Origin of the sequence: Kitasatospora sp. NPDC050543, assembly GCF_044457565.1 — a bacterium.
GTDB lineage: Bacteria > Actinomycetota > Actinomycetes > Streptomycetales > Streptomycetaceae > Kitasatospora.
Map to the genome: position 1 here is coordinate 64455 of NZ_JBITGZ010000023.1, position 13329 is coordinate 77783.

At 73.0% G+C, this 13329-nt stretch carries 13 protein-coding genes and 1 riboswitch; of the genes, 8 read left to right on the forward strand and 5 right to left on the reverse strand.

Annotation, left to right across the window (positions count from 1 at the left end; genetic code table 11):
• Positions 1-27: 27 nt before the first annotated feature.
• On the forward strand, positions 28-966 hold the full coding sequence (locus tag ACIBH3_RS25395; RefSeq protein ID WP_396314374.1) for a hypothetical protein: 939 nt from the start codon (positions 28-30) through the stop codon (positions 964-966).
• A gap of 63 nt (positions 967-1029) precedes the next feature.
• On the opposite strand, the gene nagA is transcribed toward ACIBH3_RS25395, so the two are convergent.
• On the reverse strand, positions 1030-2205 hold the full coding sequence (gene nagA, locus ACIBH3_RS25400; RefSeq protein ID WP_396314375.1) for an N-acetylglucosamine-6-phosphate deacetylase: 1176 nt from the start codon (positions 2203-2205) through the stop codon (positions 1030-1032).
• The gene (locus ACIBH3_RS25405; RefSeq protein ID WP_396314376.1) at positions 2202-3149 is read right to left on the reverse strand and encodes an ROK family protein; all 948 of its coding nucleotides are present in this window, start codon (positions 3147-3149) and stop codon (positions 2202-2204) included. The genes nagA and ACIBH3_RS25405 overlap by 4 nt, the downstream gene beginning before the upstream one ends.
• A 336-nt stretch (positions 3150-3485) precedes the next feature.
• Here ACIBH3_RS25405 and ACIBH3_RS25410 point away from each other — a divergent pair, with 336 nt between their 5' ends.
• Complete coding sequence (locus ACIBH3_RS25410; RefSeq protein ID WP_396314377.1) at positions 3486-3992, forward strand: hypothetical protein; 507 nt, start codon at positions 3486-3488, stop codon at positions 3990-3992.
• Here the strand turns inward: ACIBH3_RS25410 and ACIBH3_RS25415 are convergent.
• Positions 3979-4326: a cupin domain-containing protein gene (locus ACIBH3_RS25415; protein ID WP_396314378.1), complete on the reverse strand. Its 348-nt coding sequence runs from the start codon at positions 4324-4326 to the stop codon at positions 3979-3981. The genes ACIBH3_RS25410 and ACIBH3_RS25415 overlap by 14 nt on opposite strands.
• 122 nt (positions 4327-4448) lie before the next feature.
• Between ACIBH3_RS25415 and ACIBH3_RS25420 the strand changes: the two genes are divergently transcribed.
• Both ACIBH3_RS25420 and otsB read left to right on the forward strand, forming a co-directional pair.
• Positions 4449-4676 (forward strand): DUF3263 domain-containing protein, encoded by a 228-nt coding sequence (locus ACIBH3_RS25420; protein WP_396314379.1) that lies wholly within the window; start codon positions 4449-4451, stop codon positions 4674-4676.
• Positions 4677-4791: 115 nt separating this feature from the next.
• A complete protein-coding gene (gene otsB, locus ACIBH3_RS25425) occupies positions 4792-5652 on the forward strand; it encodes a trehalose-phosphatase (protein ID WP_396314380.1) in 861 nt (286 codons plus the stop codon).
• 38 nt (positions 5653-5690) lie between these two features.
• Here otsB and ACIBH3_RS25430 read toward each other — a convergent pair whose 3' ends face one another.
• Together ACIBH3_RS25430 and ACIBH3_RS25435 are read right to left on the reverse strand one after the other, a co-directional pair.
• Positions 5691-7160, reverse strand: a complete 1470-nt coding sequence (locus tag ACIBH3_RS25430) for a trehalose-6-phosphate synthase (protein ID WP_396314381.1) — start codon at positions 7158-7160, stop codon at positions 5691-5693.
• 265 nt (positions 7161-7425) lie between these two features.
• Entirely contained in the window at positions 7426-8442 is a 1017-nt protein-coding gene (locus ACIBH3_RS25435; protein WP_396314382.1) for a glucosyl-3-phosphoglycerate synthase, read from the reverse strand.
• Between the two features lie 214 nt (positions 8443-8656).
• Positions 8657-8787: riboswitch (SAM riboswitch) on the forward strand.
• A 17-nt stretch (positions 8788-8804) separates the two neighbouring features.
• On the opposite strand from ACIBH3_RS25435, the gene thrC reads away from it, so the two are divergent.
• From thrC to groL, 4 genes are all read left to right on the forward strand, one after another.
• The gene (gene thrC, locus ACIBH3_RS25440) at positions 8805-10091 is read left to right on the forward strand and encodes a threonine synthase (RefSeq protein WP_396314383.1); all 1287 of its coding nucleotides are present in this window, start codon (positions 8805-8807) and stop codon (positions 10089-10091) included.
• Between the two features lie 32 nt (positions 10092-10123).
• Positions 10124-10402: a ubiquitin-like small modifier protein 1 gene (locus tag ACIBH3_RS25445; protein ID WP_396314384.1), complete on the forward strand. Its 279-nt coding sequence runs from the start codon at positions 10124-10126 to the stop codon at positions 10400-10402.
• A gap of 617 nt (positions 10403-11019) precedes the next feature.
• On the forward strand, positions 11020-11223 hold the full coding sequence (locus tag ACIBH3_RS25450; RefSeq protein ID WP_030289665.1) for a cold-shock protein: 204 nt from the start codon (positions 11020-11022) through the stop codon (positions 11221-11223).
• 386 nt (positions 11224-11609) lie between these two features.
• The gene (gene groL / locus ACIBH3_RS25455; protein WP_396314385.1) at positions 11610-13232 is read left to right on the forward strand and encodes a chaperonin GroEL; all 1623 of its coding nucleotides are present in this window, start codon (positions 11610-11612) and stop codon (positions 13230-13232) included.
• Positions 13233-13329 lie beyond the last annotated feature (97 nt).

Consider the following 13329-nt stretch of genomic DNA (forward strand, 5'->3'; position numbering starts at 1 on the left):
AGCCGTGCGGTGCACTGCGATGGGGAGTTGACCACCGTGACGACCGCCGGCAGCAACGGAGTGCCCGAGGGCCCGGAGGGTGGTGCCCCGCAGGAGGATGATCCCTTCGGCTACCTCTACCGCCCGGCCGAGGGTTCGCCGGCCTCGGCCGGCCAGCAGCAGGGGGCGCCCCGCAGCTCCTACAGCCGCCCGATGGAGGTCGGCCGCGCCCAGTACGGGCAGCAGCCGCAGTACCGCCCCCAGCCGCAGCCCCGGCAGCAGGGCCAGCCGGTGCCGCCGTCCGAGTACGGCAGCCACGCCCAGACCCAGCAGATCCGCTACGCCGAGCACTCCCGCCCCCAGCCGGGTGAGGAGCGGGCGAGCAGCGGGCGCAGCAAGGGCGCGGTGATCGGCGCGGTCGCGGTGGTCGCGGCGATCGCGATCGGCGCCGGGATCGCGCTGTCCACCGGCGGCCAGGACAAGGACAAGGACAAGAACGCCAAGGGCGTCCAGACCACGGCCCCGGTGAACCCGACCGGCACGGCGCCCGCCACCGGCACCCCGAGCGCCTCGCCCACCAGCAGCGCCACCGCGGGCGGCCTCACCACGACGGACGCCACCCAGCTCCAGGCCCAGAACGCCCCGGCCGCCAGTACGGTCAAGGGCGCCAAGTCCGCGGACGGCAGCTACCTGACCATGCAGCCGGGCTCCTCGGTGACGTGGAAGGGCGACGCCCCGGCGGCGGGCGCGTACAAGTTCACGGTCCACTTCAACAACGCCTCCGCCGACGCGAAGGCGACCGTCAACGTCAACGGCAAGGACCGCGACGGCGGGATCGACCTGAAGAACTACCAGCCGGGCGGCGACGCCGCCGTCTCCTGGTACAACACCTGGATCCTGCCGCAGCTCCAGGCCGGCCCGAACACCGTCACCGTGACCGTCACGAGCGGCACGGTGCTGATCGACCAGATCACCGTCGGCGCGTAGGGCCCCGCTGACCCCTCGTCCGCCCCGGAGCCGCATCGGCCCCGGGGCGGACGGCTGTCCGGCTCAGGCCACCTTGGCCCTGGCCAGCCGGTCGGCGCCGACGGCCCACTCGCCGCGGCGCATCACGGCGACCAGCTCGTAGCTCTCGGAGTCCAGGACGACCAGGTCGGCGTTCTTGCCCGGCTCCAGCGAACCGATCGAGTCGAAGAGCCCCAGCAGCCTGGCCGGCACCGCGGACAGCGACTCGACCGCCTGTTCCGGCGTCAGCCCGTTGACGGTGACGGACCGCCGGAACGCCACGTCCAGGGTGAGGGTGGAGCCGGCGATCGCCCCGCCCTCGACCAGCCGGGCGACCCCGCTCTCCACCCGGACCTGGAGCGGGCCGAGCGGGTAGAGCCCGTCGCCCATGCCGGCCGCGCCCATCGCGTCGGTGATCAGCGCGACCCGCCCGGCCCCGGCTGTGCCGTACGCGAGGTCGAGCACCGACGGGTGCAGGTGGATGCCGTCGTTGATCAGCTCGACGGTGACCCGCTCGTCCTCCAGCAGCGCCACGATCGGCCCCGGCGCGCGGTGCTGGATACCCGGCATCGCGTTGAACAGGTGGGTGGCGACGGTGGCGCCGGCCTCGATGGCCGCCAGCGTCCTGGCGTAGTCGGAGTCGGTGTGCCCGACGGCCGCGATCACCCCGAGCTCGGCCAGCATCCGCACCGACTCCAGGCCGCCGGCCAGTTCGGGTGCCAGGGTGACCATCCTGGCGTGGCCGCGCGCCGCGTCCACCAGCTTGCGCACCAGGGCCGGATCCGGGTCGCGCAGCAGGTCCGGGCGGTGGGCCCCGCAGCGGTTGTGCGAGATGAACGGGCCCTCGAAGTGGATGCCCGCGAGCACCCCGTCCTCCACCAGCTCGGAGAGCACCGCGGCCTGTCGGCAGATCTCGTCGATCTCGCCGGTGACGGTGCTGGCGACGGTGGTGGTGGTGCCGTGTTCCAGGTGGGTCCGGGCGACGGTGAGCGCCTCCTCGGCGATCCCCGAGGCGTACGAGGCGCCGCCGCCGCCGTGCACGTGCAGGTCGACGAAGCCGGGGACGACGGTGTACCCGGCCAGGTCCAGGTCGCCCGGCTGCGCGGCGCCGCCGATCCCGGCGATGGCCGTACCCTCGACGACGAGGCGGCCGTGGTCGAGGACGCCACCGGGCAGGACCAGCCGGGCGCCGGACAGTGCAGTGCGGTCCGCGGTGGTCACGCGGTCACCTCCATCGAGAGCAGATCCCAGGCGAGCAGGCCCGCGCCCAGGCAGGCGGCGGTGTCCTTGAGCGTCGCCGGGACGACCTTCGGGGGCATCTGAAAGGTCAGCCGCCGGGTCACCGCGGCGCGCAGCGGCGTGAAGAGGGTGTCCCCGGCCTCGGCCAGCCCGCCGCCGACGATCACGGTGGACGGGTCGAGCAGGCTCTGGGCGAGCACGATTCCGTCGGCGAGGGCGTCGACGGCCCGCCGCCAGATCGCCAGCGCCCGCTCGTCCCCGGCGTCGACCGCGGCGGCGCAGGAGGCCGCGTCGGCGTCCGGGCCGGCGCCGGCCTCGGCCCAGGCCCGGGAGACGGCGGAGGCCGACGCCAGGGTCTCCAGGCAGCCGTGGGCGCCGCAGCCGCAGGCCGGGCCGCCGGGGCGGACCACGACGTGGCCGATCTCGCCGCCGTAGCCGTGCGCGCCGGCCTCGATCCGTCCGTCGATGCCGATGGCGCCGGCGATGCCGGTGCCCAGCGCGATGAACAGGAACCGGTCGACCCCGCGGCCCGCGCCGAGCCGGCCCTCGGCCAGTCCGCCGGAGCGGACGTCGTGGCCGAGCGCGACCGGCACCGCCCTGCCGTCCGGGCCGGCCAGCCGCTCGCCGATCAGCGTGCGCAGCGGGAGGTCCCGCCAGCCGAGGTTGGCGGAGAAGACCGCGACCCCGTTCCGCTCGTCGATCGTCCCGGGCACGGCGACGCCGGCGGCGAGGGGCGCGCGGCCGAAGCGGGCGCGCCCCTCCTCCGCGAGGTCGGCGGCGAAGTCGAGGATGGCGGTGACCACGGCGTCCGTGCCGTGCTCCCGCTCGGTCGGTCGGCGTGCTTCGAACAGCACGGAGCCGTCCTGGGCGAGCAGCGCGGCTTTCATGCCGGTGCCGCCTACATCGAGTGCGATGACGTGCTTCACGAGGGACAGTTTCCCTTGGCCAGGTCGAAGAGGTCTAGTCCAGTTGCCGGATTGGTCTGGTCCATAGCGAGTGAGCTTTGTCGCGATAGCGGGCCGGATGGGTGGTTTGCGCAGGCCGCGGGCGCTTCCCGCCTCCAGTCTCCCGCCCGGTGCCCGGCCCGATGCCGAACGGCGCGGGGTGTCCGCCATGTCGGGTGTCGCCCGACTCCCGCTGCGCGGGCCGCGACGTCGCCCGGCACTCGGTGACTGTCGCGCAGAGGTCTGGACCACTATGCACGTCGTTCGGCACTGCGGCCGCCACTGCTCCCTCATGGAGCACCGGAAGGCGGCGATCGCGTGAACAGGCATGCCCACGTTCCCGGCCGGCTGACCGGCGTCGCGGCGGTCCTCGCGGCACTGCTGCTCGGCGGCGGCGGAAGTCCGGGCGAGAACACCGTGACCCTGCGGCTGGTCGCGGCGGACCACGGCGACGGCGCGGCGAACAGCTCCCGCCCGAGATTCGACGAGATGTACACGCTGCCGCCGGTCATCCGGGGCGCCCCGGCCGCGATGACCGGCAGCGGCAAGCACCAGGACGTGAAGCGGTTCCTCGCGGTGCTGCCCAACGCGAGCTTCCACCCGTTCGGGGACCCGGCCTGGGAACGGGTCGGCACGCGGATCACGCCGCAGATCGGCGGCGCGGCCACCGGGGACGCCCGTCAGGTGCCGGTGGAGCTGCAGAAGGCCGCGGTCCAGGAGGCCGGGCGGGTCCGCGAGTGGCCGGCGCAGCCGGGCGGGCGGCGCGCGGCCGGCGGTCGCGAGGCGGTCGGTGCGGCGGTCGGCCCTGCGATCAGTCCAGGGTGAGCGAGTACGCCTTGCGCAGCGTCTCGTGCACCGTCCAGGTGGTGCGGTCGCCCGCCCGCAGCACACCGCAGTCGCCCGGACCGACCTCCAGGGTCGGGCCGCCCTCGACGTCGATCGTGGCCCGGCCGCTGACCACCACGAACAGCTCGTCGGCCTCGGTGTCGGTCACCACACCCGGGGTGATCTGCCAGATGCCGCGCTGCTGGCGGCCGTCCTCGGACTCCCAGAGCAGCAGGCCGGAGACCTCGGGGGTGCCGGAGACGATCTGGGCCGGGTCCAGCGGGTCGGGTTCGAGCGCGGCGTCGGGGATGTGGAGCGCGAAGGTATCGGTCATGCCCCGACGCTAGCCGCCCGGGCGCGCCGCCGGGGGCGGCAGAGTGTGTCCGCGCGACGGGGCAGAATGACAGCCCGTAGGGCCCGAGGCAGGGCGAGGGCGAACGGAGGCGGGTGCCGAGGATGGCCGGACTGGACGCGCGCGAGCTCGCGGTGCTCGCCCTGGAGGCCCGCCCCTGGCGTACCGCGGGGGCCAAGGAGCGGGCCATCCGGGAGGAGCTGGGTCTGTCCAGCACCCGCTACTACCAGCTGCTCAACGCCCTGCTCGACCGCCCCGAGGCGCTCGCCCACGCCCCCGTCCTGGTCAACCGCCTGCGCCGGGTCCGCGAGCGCAAGCGCGAGGCACGCTAGCGCGGCGGCACACCGGTGGTGCCCGGCCGGCCCGGCCGGGGCTGCCCTGGCGTACGGGCGTACCGGCGCGCCGGCGTCGGGCATGGGGCGGGAGCCCGTGGGTAGGGTCGGGAACATGGCCATCACCGAGTTGCCGCAGCCGGGTACCGAAGCCGGACGGGAGGGCCTGGCAGCCCTGCTGGCCGACCCCCGGCACGCCGTGATCGCGCTCGACTTCGACGGGACGCTCGCCCCGATCGTCGCCGACCCCGAGCAGGCCCGCGCCCACCCCGGGGTCGTCCCCGCGCTGTCCGCGCTGGCCCCGCTGGTCGGCGCGGTCGTGGTGGTGACGGGCCGCCCGGCGGCGCTGGCCGTTGCGTACGGGGGCTTCGCCGGGGCACCGGGGATGGAACACCTGACCGTCCTCGGGCACTACGGCGCCGAGCGCTGGGACGCGGCGCACGGCGAGGTACGGGCCCCCGCGGTGCACCCCGGGGTGGCCGCGGTGCGGGCCGGGTTGCCCGCCCTGCTGGCCCGGGTCGGTGCCCCCGACGGTACCTGGACCGAGGACAAGGGCCGGGCGCTGGCCGTGCACACCCGCCGGGCGCAGGACCCGGAGCGGGCGTTCGAGCTGCTGCGCGACCCGCTGGCCGAACTCGCCGCCGCCCACGGTCTGATGCTGGAGCCCGGCCGGCTGGTGCTGGAGCTGCGGCCCCCGGGGGTCGACAAGGGCGCGGCCCTGACCGGCTTCCTCCAGGAGCGGGCCGCCCGCTCGGTCCTGTACGCGGGAGACGACCTGGGCGATGTCGCCGCCTTCGCGGCCGTGGAGAAGCGCCGTGCCCAGGGCATGCCCGGGGTGCTGGTGTGCAGTGGCACGGTGGACGGCGACGCGCCCGTGCGCGAGCTGGCCGACCGGGCGGACCTGGTGGTCCCGGGCCCGGCCGGCGTCGTCGCGCTGCTGGCGGCGCTGGCGGCGGCGCTCGGCGTGGGGCGGTGAGCGCGGAGTGGTGAGCGCGGGCGCTGCGACGGCGGGCCTCAGCCCAGGGCGTTGAGCTGGTCGAGGAACCACTGCTGCGGCGGTAGCGCGGTGGCCGCCGCGGCCAGCCGCTTGGTGCGCTCGGCCCGCTCCTCGGCGGGCATCGTCAGCCCGGCGTGCAGGGCCTCCGCGGTGGCGATCACGTCGTACGGGTTGACGGTGATGGCGTCCTCCGCCAGCTCGGCGCAGGCGCCGGCCTCGCGGGAGAGCACCAGGGCGCAGCCCGCGTCGGAGACCACCGGGACCTCCTTCGCGACCAGGTTCATGCCGTCCCTGATCGGGTTGACCAGGGCGACGTCGGCCAGCCGGTAGGCGGCCAGCGAGCGCGGGAAGTCGTCGTTGACGTGCAGGATCATCGGCTGCCAGTCGTCGGTCGCGAACTCCTCGGTGATCTCGCGGGCGATCCGCTCGACCGCCGCGGTGTAGGCGCGGTACTCGGCCAGGTCCGTCCTGGAGGGGTAGGCGAAGGCGACGTGGACCACCTTGCCCAGCCACTGCGGCCGGGTGCGCAGCAGGTGCCGGTAGGCCAGCAGGCCCCGGACGATGTTCTTGCTCAGCTCGGTGCGGTCGACCCGGACGATGGTCTGCCGATCGCCCACGGCGGCCCGCAGCGCGGCGAGGCGCTGCGCCACGTCGGGGCGGTGCGAGCGCTCGCGCAGGAAGTCGGCGTCCGCGCCGAGGGCGTGCACCCCCAGGTGGGTGGTGCGCCCGGCGTGCGTGACGGTCAGGGCGTGCCGGTCGACCTCGGCGCCGAGCACGGCCTCGCAGCAGTCGGCGAAGGCGGCGGCCCAGCGGCGGGTCAGGAAGCCGGCCCGGTCGGCGCCGAGGATGCCGGTCAGCACCGCCTCGGCGATGTCGTCGGGCAGCATCCGGTAGTAGTCCGGCGGGGCCCACGGGGTGTGCGAGAAGTGCCCGATCCGCAGGTCCGGGCGCAGTGCCCGGAGCAGGTCGGGGACGAGCGAGAGGTGGTAGTCCTGCACCAGCACGGCCGCCCCCGGGGCCGCCTCGGCGGCGAGGGCCTCGGCGAAGGCGGCGTTGTACGCGCGGTAGGAGGCCCACTCCTGCCGGAACTCCGCGCCGAAGGACGGTGCGGTCGGCGTGTCGTAGAGCAGGTGGTGGACGAACCACAGGGTGGAGTTGGCGACGCCGTTGTAGGCCTGGGCGAAGGTGCCGGCGTCGATGTCCAGCATCCGGACGGCCTGTCCGCCGACCTCGTGCCCCGCCAGGTCGAGCCGTCCGTCGGGGGCCTGCCGGGCGGCGGTACGGTCGGCCTCGCCGAGCGCCGCGCAGACCCAGACGGCCGAGGGATCGTCGATCGCGGAGAGCCCGGAGACCAGGCCGCCGCCGCCTCTGCGGAGGGTCAGCGAACCGTCGTCCCCCGCGGTGAAGGACACCGGACCGCGGTTGGACGCCACCAGGACGGGGGCGCTGCCGGTACGGCTCGAACGTTCGGTCGATTGGTCGGCCATGGGTCCTCTTCCGGGGCTGCCCGATCACCCGACGGGGTGGGGTCCGAGCGCGCGACGGGGCTTGGCGCGGAGCAGCCGTACAGGCGGAATCCTGCTGCCGGTGGCGGTCAGGGCTCGGCCGCCATCAGGCTCCGCAGGGGGCGAGTGGGAAGCCTCCTCGAAGTGAGGGGGAGGAGTCACGGTTGGAACCTTGCCGCTCCACGGAGGTTGCAAACCACTCGCCGGATTCGAACGGCGAAACGAGGCGGCCGCACCGCTCGGGTTCCTAGTCGGCCGGGCGGCGGCTCGCGTACTCGGGGACGGTGTGCATCGGCGGACGCTCCAGGGCGCCGACGGGGTGGGTGTGCGCGGTGAACGCCCGGGTGTCCGGGTCGCGGCTGAACTGGGTGAGCAGCGGGTGCACCAGGTCGGCGGAGGCCTTCAGCCGGTGGGTGCGGTCCAGGCGCTCCAGTGCCGTGCGGTAGATGGTCGCGGCCATCCGCCCGAGCGCCTGCCCGTCCTGGTGGCGGTGGTGGCGCACCCCCACGTCCACCTGGGCGAGCGCGTCCAGCCCGGCCGTCTCCAGGGCGTCCACCAGCAGGCCCAGCTCGACGCCGTACCCGGTGGGGAAGGGCAGCTTCTCCAGCAGCGACCGGCGCGCGGCGTACTCGCCGCCGAGCGGCTGGACGAAGCCGGCCAGCTCGGGCCAGTGCAGGTTCAGCAGCGGGCGGGCGACCAGCTCGGTGACCCGGCCGCCACCGGCCGGGACGACCGCGCCGTCGGTCTCCAGCGGCCGGTCGTACATCGCCTTGACCAGTTGGATACCCGGTTCGGTGAGCAGCGGGCCGACGATGCCGGAGACGAAGGCGGGGTCGAACTCGCGCAGGTCGGCGTCGATGAAGCAGACGATCTCGCCGGTGGTCACCAGCAGCGAGCGCCAGAGCACCTCGCCCTTGCCGGGGGCGGCGGGCAGCCGGGGGAGTATCGCGTCGCGGTGCACCACCCGGGCGCCGGCCTCGGCGGCGGTCCGCGCGGTGCGGTCCACGGAGCCGGAGTCGACCACGACCAGCTCGTCCACCAGCGGCAGCCGTTCCATCAGCTCCCGGCGGATGACCGTGACGATCTCACCGACGGTGGACTCCTCGTCCAGCGCGGGCAGCACCACGCTGACGGTGCCCGCCCGGCCGGCCGCCCGTTTGGCGGCCAGCAGGGACTGCGCCGGACGGTCGGCCGCGCTCCAGGAGCGGCGGCGCAGCCAGGACGCCACCTCCGGGAGGAGCGCGGGGGTCAGCTCGCCGTGCACGGCACACTCCTTGGTCGGTCGGTTCGAGCCGCTCGGGTCCGAGCCGGTCGGGTGGCGGCCGGTCGGGTCGGCGCGGCCCGGATTCGAGGGGCCGGGGCCATCTCGCGGTTCGGACGGTCGGGTTGGCGGTGGACGCCTTCGGATACAGTCTTCGTACAGCGATTAGACCTTCGCACGTCGGGGTCGTCCGCTGGGCAGGACCACAACTTCACAGAGCTCATCCAGAGGGACTGAGGGAACGGCCCGTCGACGTCCCGGCAACCTTCTCGCGCGGCGGCATCGGCCCCGGCGGGACAGGTGCCAATTCCGTCCTGTGGCGCGACCGCGTCACGGGGAAGATGAGGAGAGAGGCCTCCGCCATCATGGCTCTTGACACCGCCGCACCCGCCACCCCCGCCGTTGATCTCGGCCCCGCCGCCGCGCTGTCCTGTCGCGAGTGCGGCACCCGCTTCCCGCTCGGCCCGAGCTTCGCGTGCCTGGAGTGCTTCGGCCCGCTGGAGATCGCGTACGACTTCGGCTCCTACGAGGCCGAGGAACTGCGCAAGCGGATCGAGGCCGGCCCGGCGTCGATCTGGCGCTACGCCCCGCTGCTGCCCGTCCCCGTGGACGTGGCCTCCAAGCCCAACCTGAACCCCGGCTGGACCCCGCTGGTCAAGGCCGACAACCTGGGCCGCGAGCTGGGCTTCACCGCGCAGCTGCACGTCAAGGACGACTCCGGCAACCCGACGCACTCCTTCAAGGACCGCGTGGTGGCCTGCGCCATCGAGGCGGCGCGCGCCTTCGACTTCACCACCCTCTCCTGCTCCTCCACCGGCAACCTGGCCGGCGCGGTCGGCGCGGCGGCGGCCCGGGCCGGCTTCAAGTCCTGCGTGTTCATCCCGCACGACCTGGAGCAGGGCAAGGTCGTGATGGCCGGGGTGTACGGCGGCGAGCTGGTCGGCATCGAGGGCAACTACGACGACGTGAACCGCTTCTGCTCCGAGCTGATCGGCGACCCGGCCGGCGAGGGCTGGGGCTTCGTCAACGTCAACCTGCGTCCGTACTACGGCGAGGGCTCCAAGACCCTGGCGTACGAGATCTGCGAGCAGCTGGGCTGGCGCCTGCCGGAGCAGATCGTCATCCCGATCGCCTCGGGCTCGCAGCTCACCAAGATCGACAAGGGTCTGCAGGAACTCATCAAGCTCGGCCTGGTCGAGGACCGGCCGTACCGGATCTTCGGCGCCCAGGCGGCCGGCTGCTCGCCCGTCTCCGCGGCCTTCAAGGCCGGTCACGACGTGATCCGCCCGGTCAAGCCGGACACCATCGCCAAGTCGCTCGCCATCGGCAACCCGGCTGACGGGCCGTACGTGCTGGACATCGCCCGCCGCACCGGCGGCGCCGTCGAGGACGTGACGGACGGTGAGGTGGTCGCCGCGATCAAGCTGCTCGCCCGCACCGAGGGCATCTTCGCCGAGACCGCCGGCGGCGTGACCGTCGGCGTGCTGAAGAAGCTGGTCGAGACGGGGCAGCTGGACCCCGCGAAGGAGACCGTCGCGATCAACACCGGCGACGGCCTCAAGACCCTGGACGCGGTGGCCGATGCCGGTCTCACCGCCACGATCCGCCCGACGCTGGACTCGTTCCGCGCGGCCGGCCTCGCGTCCGTCTGACCCCTCACCACCTCGCAAGGAGAGCCACCGCCATGAGCGCCAACGTCCGCATCCCCACCATCCTGCGCACCTACACCGGCGGCGCCGCCGAGGTGAGCGCCGAGGGCGCCACCCTCGGTGACGTCATCGCCGACCTGGACCGCAACCACGCGGGCATCGCCGCCCGGGTCCTGGACGACGCCGGCAAGCTGCGCCGCTTCGTCAACGTCTACGTCAACGACGACGACGTGCGGTTCGCCGAGGGCCTGGCGACCGAGATCAAGGACGGCGCCAGTATCTCGATCATCCCGGCGGTGGCCGGCGGCTGCTGAGCCGGTGCCCGTACCGGCGACAGCGCCGCAACCAGTACCGACGCGCGCCCGAGCCGCCCGCACGACCGGAATTCCATTCTCCGGTCGTGCGGGCGGCTTCGGCGTGTCCGGGGATTTGGGGCGACCTCGTCCGGAGTAAAGTGTGGCTCGGCCGACGATGGGTATCCCCTCCCCTTTCCGGCTGATTCCACGCCTGTGCGCACAAACCGTGCACCGCCCGCGGCGCCCGGCCACCGTCCGGTCGCCGGGACCGCCCTCGGGGTCCGCTCGTGAAACATGTCAGGCCGATGTCAGAATTCCGGCCGGCGTTCGCGTAATACGTCCGCTATGTCCGGCGCGGAATGCCGATTTCCTCCGCTTTCATCCCGCAATGCCCCTTGCCGGCCGGCCTGAATTGCCGGTGATTGGGCCTGTTGCAGAGGGCGTTGATGCGGATACATTCAGCCGCGGTCGACGCATTCACCCGCTCGCTGCCACCCCCGTGGTGGACCTCGGCGGGGGTGTGCGGCGCGCACGGCTGCGCCCAGGGGGGGTTCCCCGGGCCGGCCTCGAAACCAGACCCGGGCCCGCTACCTGCGGGACCGTGAAGGGCCAGCACAGCACAAGGGGAGTTCGGAATGGCTCAGGGCACCGTCAAGTGGTTCAACGCGGAGAAGGGCTACGGCTTCATCGCGGTCGACGGTGGTGCGGACGTGTTCGTCCACTACAGCGCGATCCAGATGGACGGCTACCGCACCCTCGAGGAGGGCCAGCGGGTCGAGTTCGAGATCTCCCAGGGACAGAAGGGCCCGCAGGCGGACATGGTCCGCGCGGCGGTCTGACCCTTCCGGACCCAGGAGCCTCGGCTCGGCCCACGGGCTGGTGACCTCCAGCTTCTTCGACGGGCCCGTACGACACGCGTCGTGCGGGCCCGTCGCCGTGTCCACGCCGCGTCCGCGCCCTCTCCCCGCCGGCGTCGTGCGCCGACCCGGCGGCGTCCTCGCGGCGCGCCCCGGTGTCGGGCCCGGACACTCGCCGATAGGGCTTGCACTCACCACCCGAGAGTGCTAATCATTGGCGTTAGCACTCACAGCTTGAGAGTGACAACGGACCGGGTCGGTGAGGCCCCCGGGAGCGGTAGGGGAAGGGACCCCCGCACACCAGGGCCGTCCGTCGCGGGCACCTTCCGGTCCGGTGCAGTCGACCGCGTCCCGGAGGACCACTTCACATGGCAAAGATCATCGCGTTTGACGAGGAAGCTCGCCGCGGCCTTGAGCGCGGGATGAACCAGCTTGCCGACGCCGTCAAGGTCACGCTGGGCCCCAAGGGCCGCAACGTCGTCCTTGAGAAGAAGTGGGGCGCCCCCACGATCACCAACGACGGTGTCTCCATCGCCAAGGAGATCGAGCTCGAGGACCCCTACGAGAAGATCGGCGCCGAGCTCGTCAAGGAGGTCGCCAAGAAGACCGACGACGTCGCGGGTGACGGCACCACCACCGCCACCGTGCTGGCCCAGGCGCTCGTGCGCGAGGGTCTGCGCAACGTCGCCGCCGGCGCCAACCCGATGGCCCTCAAGCGCGGTATCGAGAAGGCCGTCGCCGCCGTCTCGGACCAGCTGCTGGCCCAGGCCAAGGACGTGGAGACCAAGGAGCAGATCGCCTCCACCGCCTCCATCTCGGCCGCCGACACCCAGATCGGCGAGCTCATCGCCGAGGCCATGGACAAGGTCGGCAAGGAAGGCGTCATCACCGTCGAGGAGAGCAACACCTTCGGTCTGGAGCTCGAGCTCACCGAGGGCATGCGCTTCGACAAGGGCTACATCTCGGCGTACTTCGCCACCGACCTGGAGCGTATGGAGACCTCGTTCGAGGACCCGTACATCCTGATCGCCAACTCCAAGATCAGCTCGGTCAAGGACCTGCTCCCGCTGCTGGAGAAGGTCATGCAGAGCGGCAAGCCGCTCGTCATCATCGCCGAGGACGTCGAGGGCGAGGCCCTGTCGACCCTGGTCGTGAACAAGATCCGTGGCACCTTCAAGTCCGTCGCCGTCAAGGCCCCGGGCTTCGGTGACCGCCGCAAGGCCATGCTCGGCGACATCGCCATCCTCACCGGTGGCACCGTCATCTCCGAGGAGGTCGGCCTCAAGCTGGAGAACGCCGGCGTCGACCTGCTGGGCACCGCCCGCAAGGTGGTCATCACCAAGGACGAGACCACCATCGTCGACGGTGGTGGCGACAGTGACCAGGTCGCCGGTCGCGTCAACCAGATCCGTGCCGAGATCGAGAACAGCGACTCGGACTACGACCGCGAGAAGCTCCAGGAGCGCCTCGCCAAGCTGGCCGGCGGCGTGGCCGTCATCAAGGCCGGCGCGGCCACCGAGGTTGAGCTCAAGGAGCGCAAGCACCGCATCGAGGACGCCGTTCGCAACGCGAAGGCGGCCGTCGAGGAGGGCATCGTCGCCGGTGGTGGCGTCGCGCTGCTCCAGGCCTCGATCGCGTTCGACAAGCTGGAGCTCGACGGCGACGAGGCCACCGGTGCCAACATCGTCAAGGTCGCGCTGGAGGCCCCGATCAAGCAGATCGCGACCAACGCCGGCCTCGAGGGTGGTGTCGTGGTGGAGAAGGTGCGCAACCTCCCCGCCGGCCACGGCCTGAACGCCGCCACCAACGAGTACGTCGACCTCATCGCCGCGGGCATCATCGACCCGGCGAAGGTCACCCGCTCGGCGCTGCAGAACGCCGCCTCCATCGCGGCGCTCTTCCTCACCACCGAGGCCGTCATCGCCGACAAGCCCGAGAAGGCCGGTGCCCCCGCGGGCGGCGGCATGCCGGGCGGTGACATGGACTTCTGATCCGGCTTCCGGATCGGCTGGTTCCTGATCGCAAGGGCGGTCCCCTCCGGGGGGCCGCCCTTGCTGTGTTTGCTGGCGCCGCTCGCGGCTGTGCTTG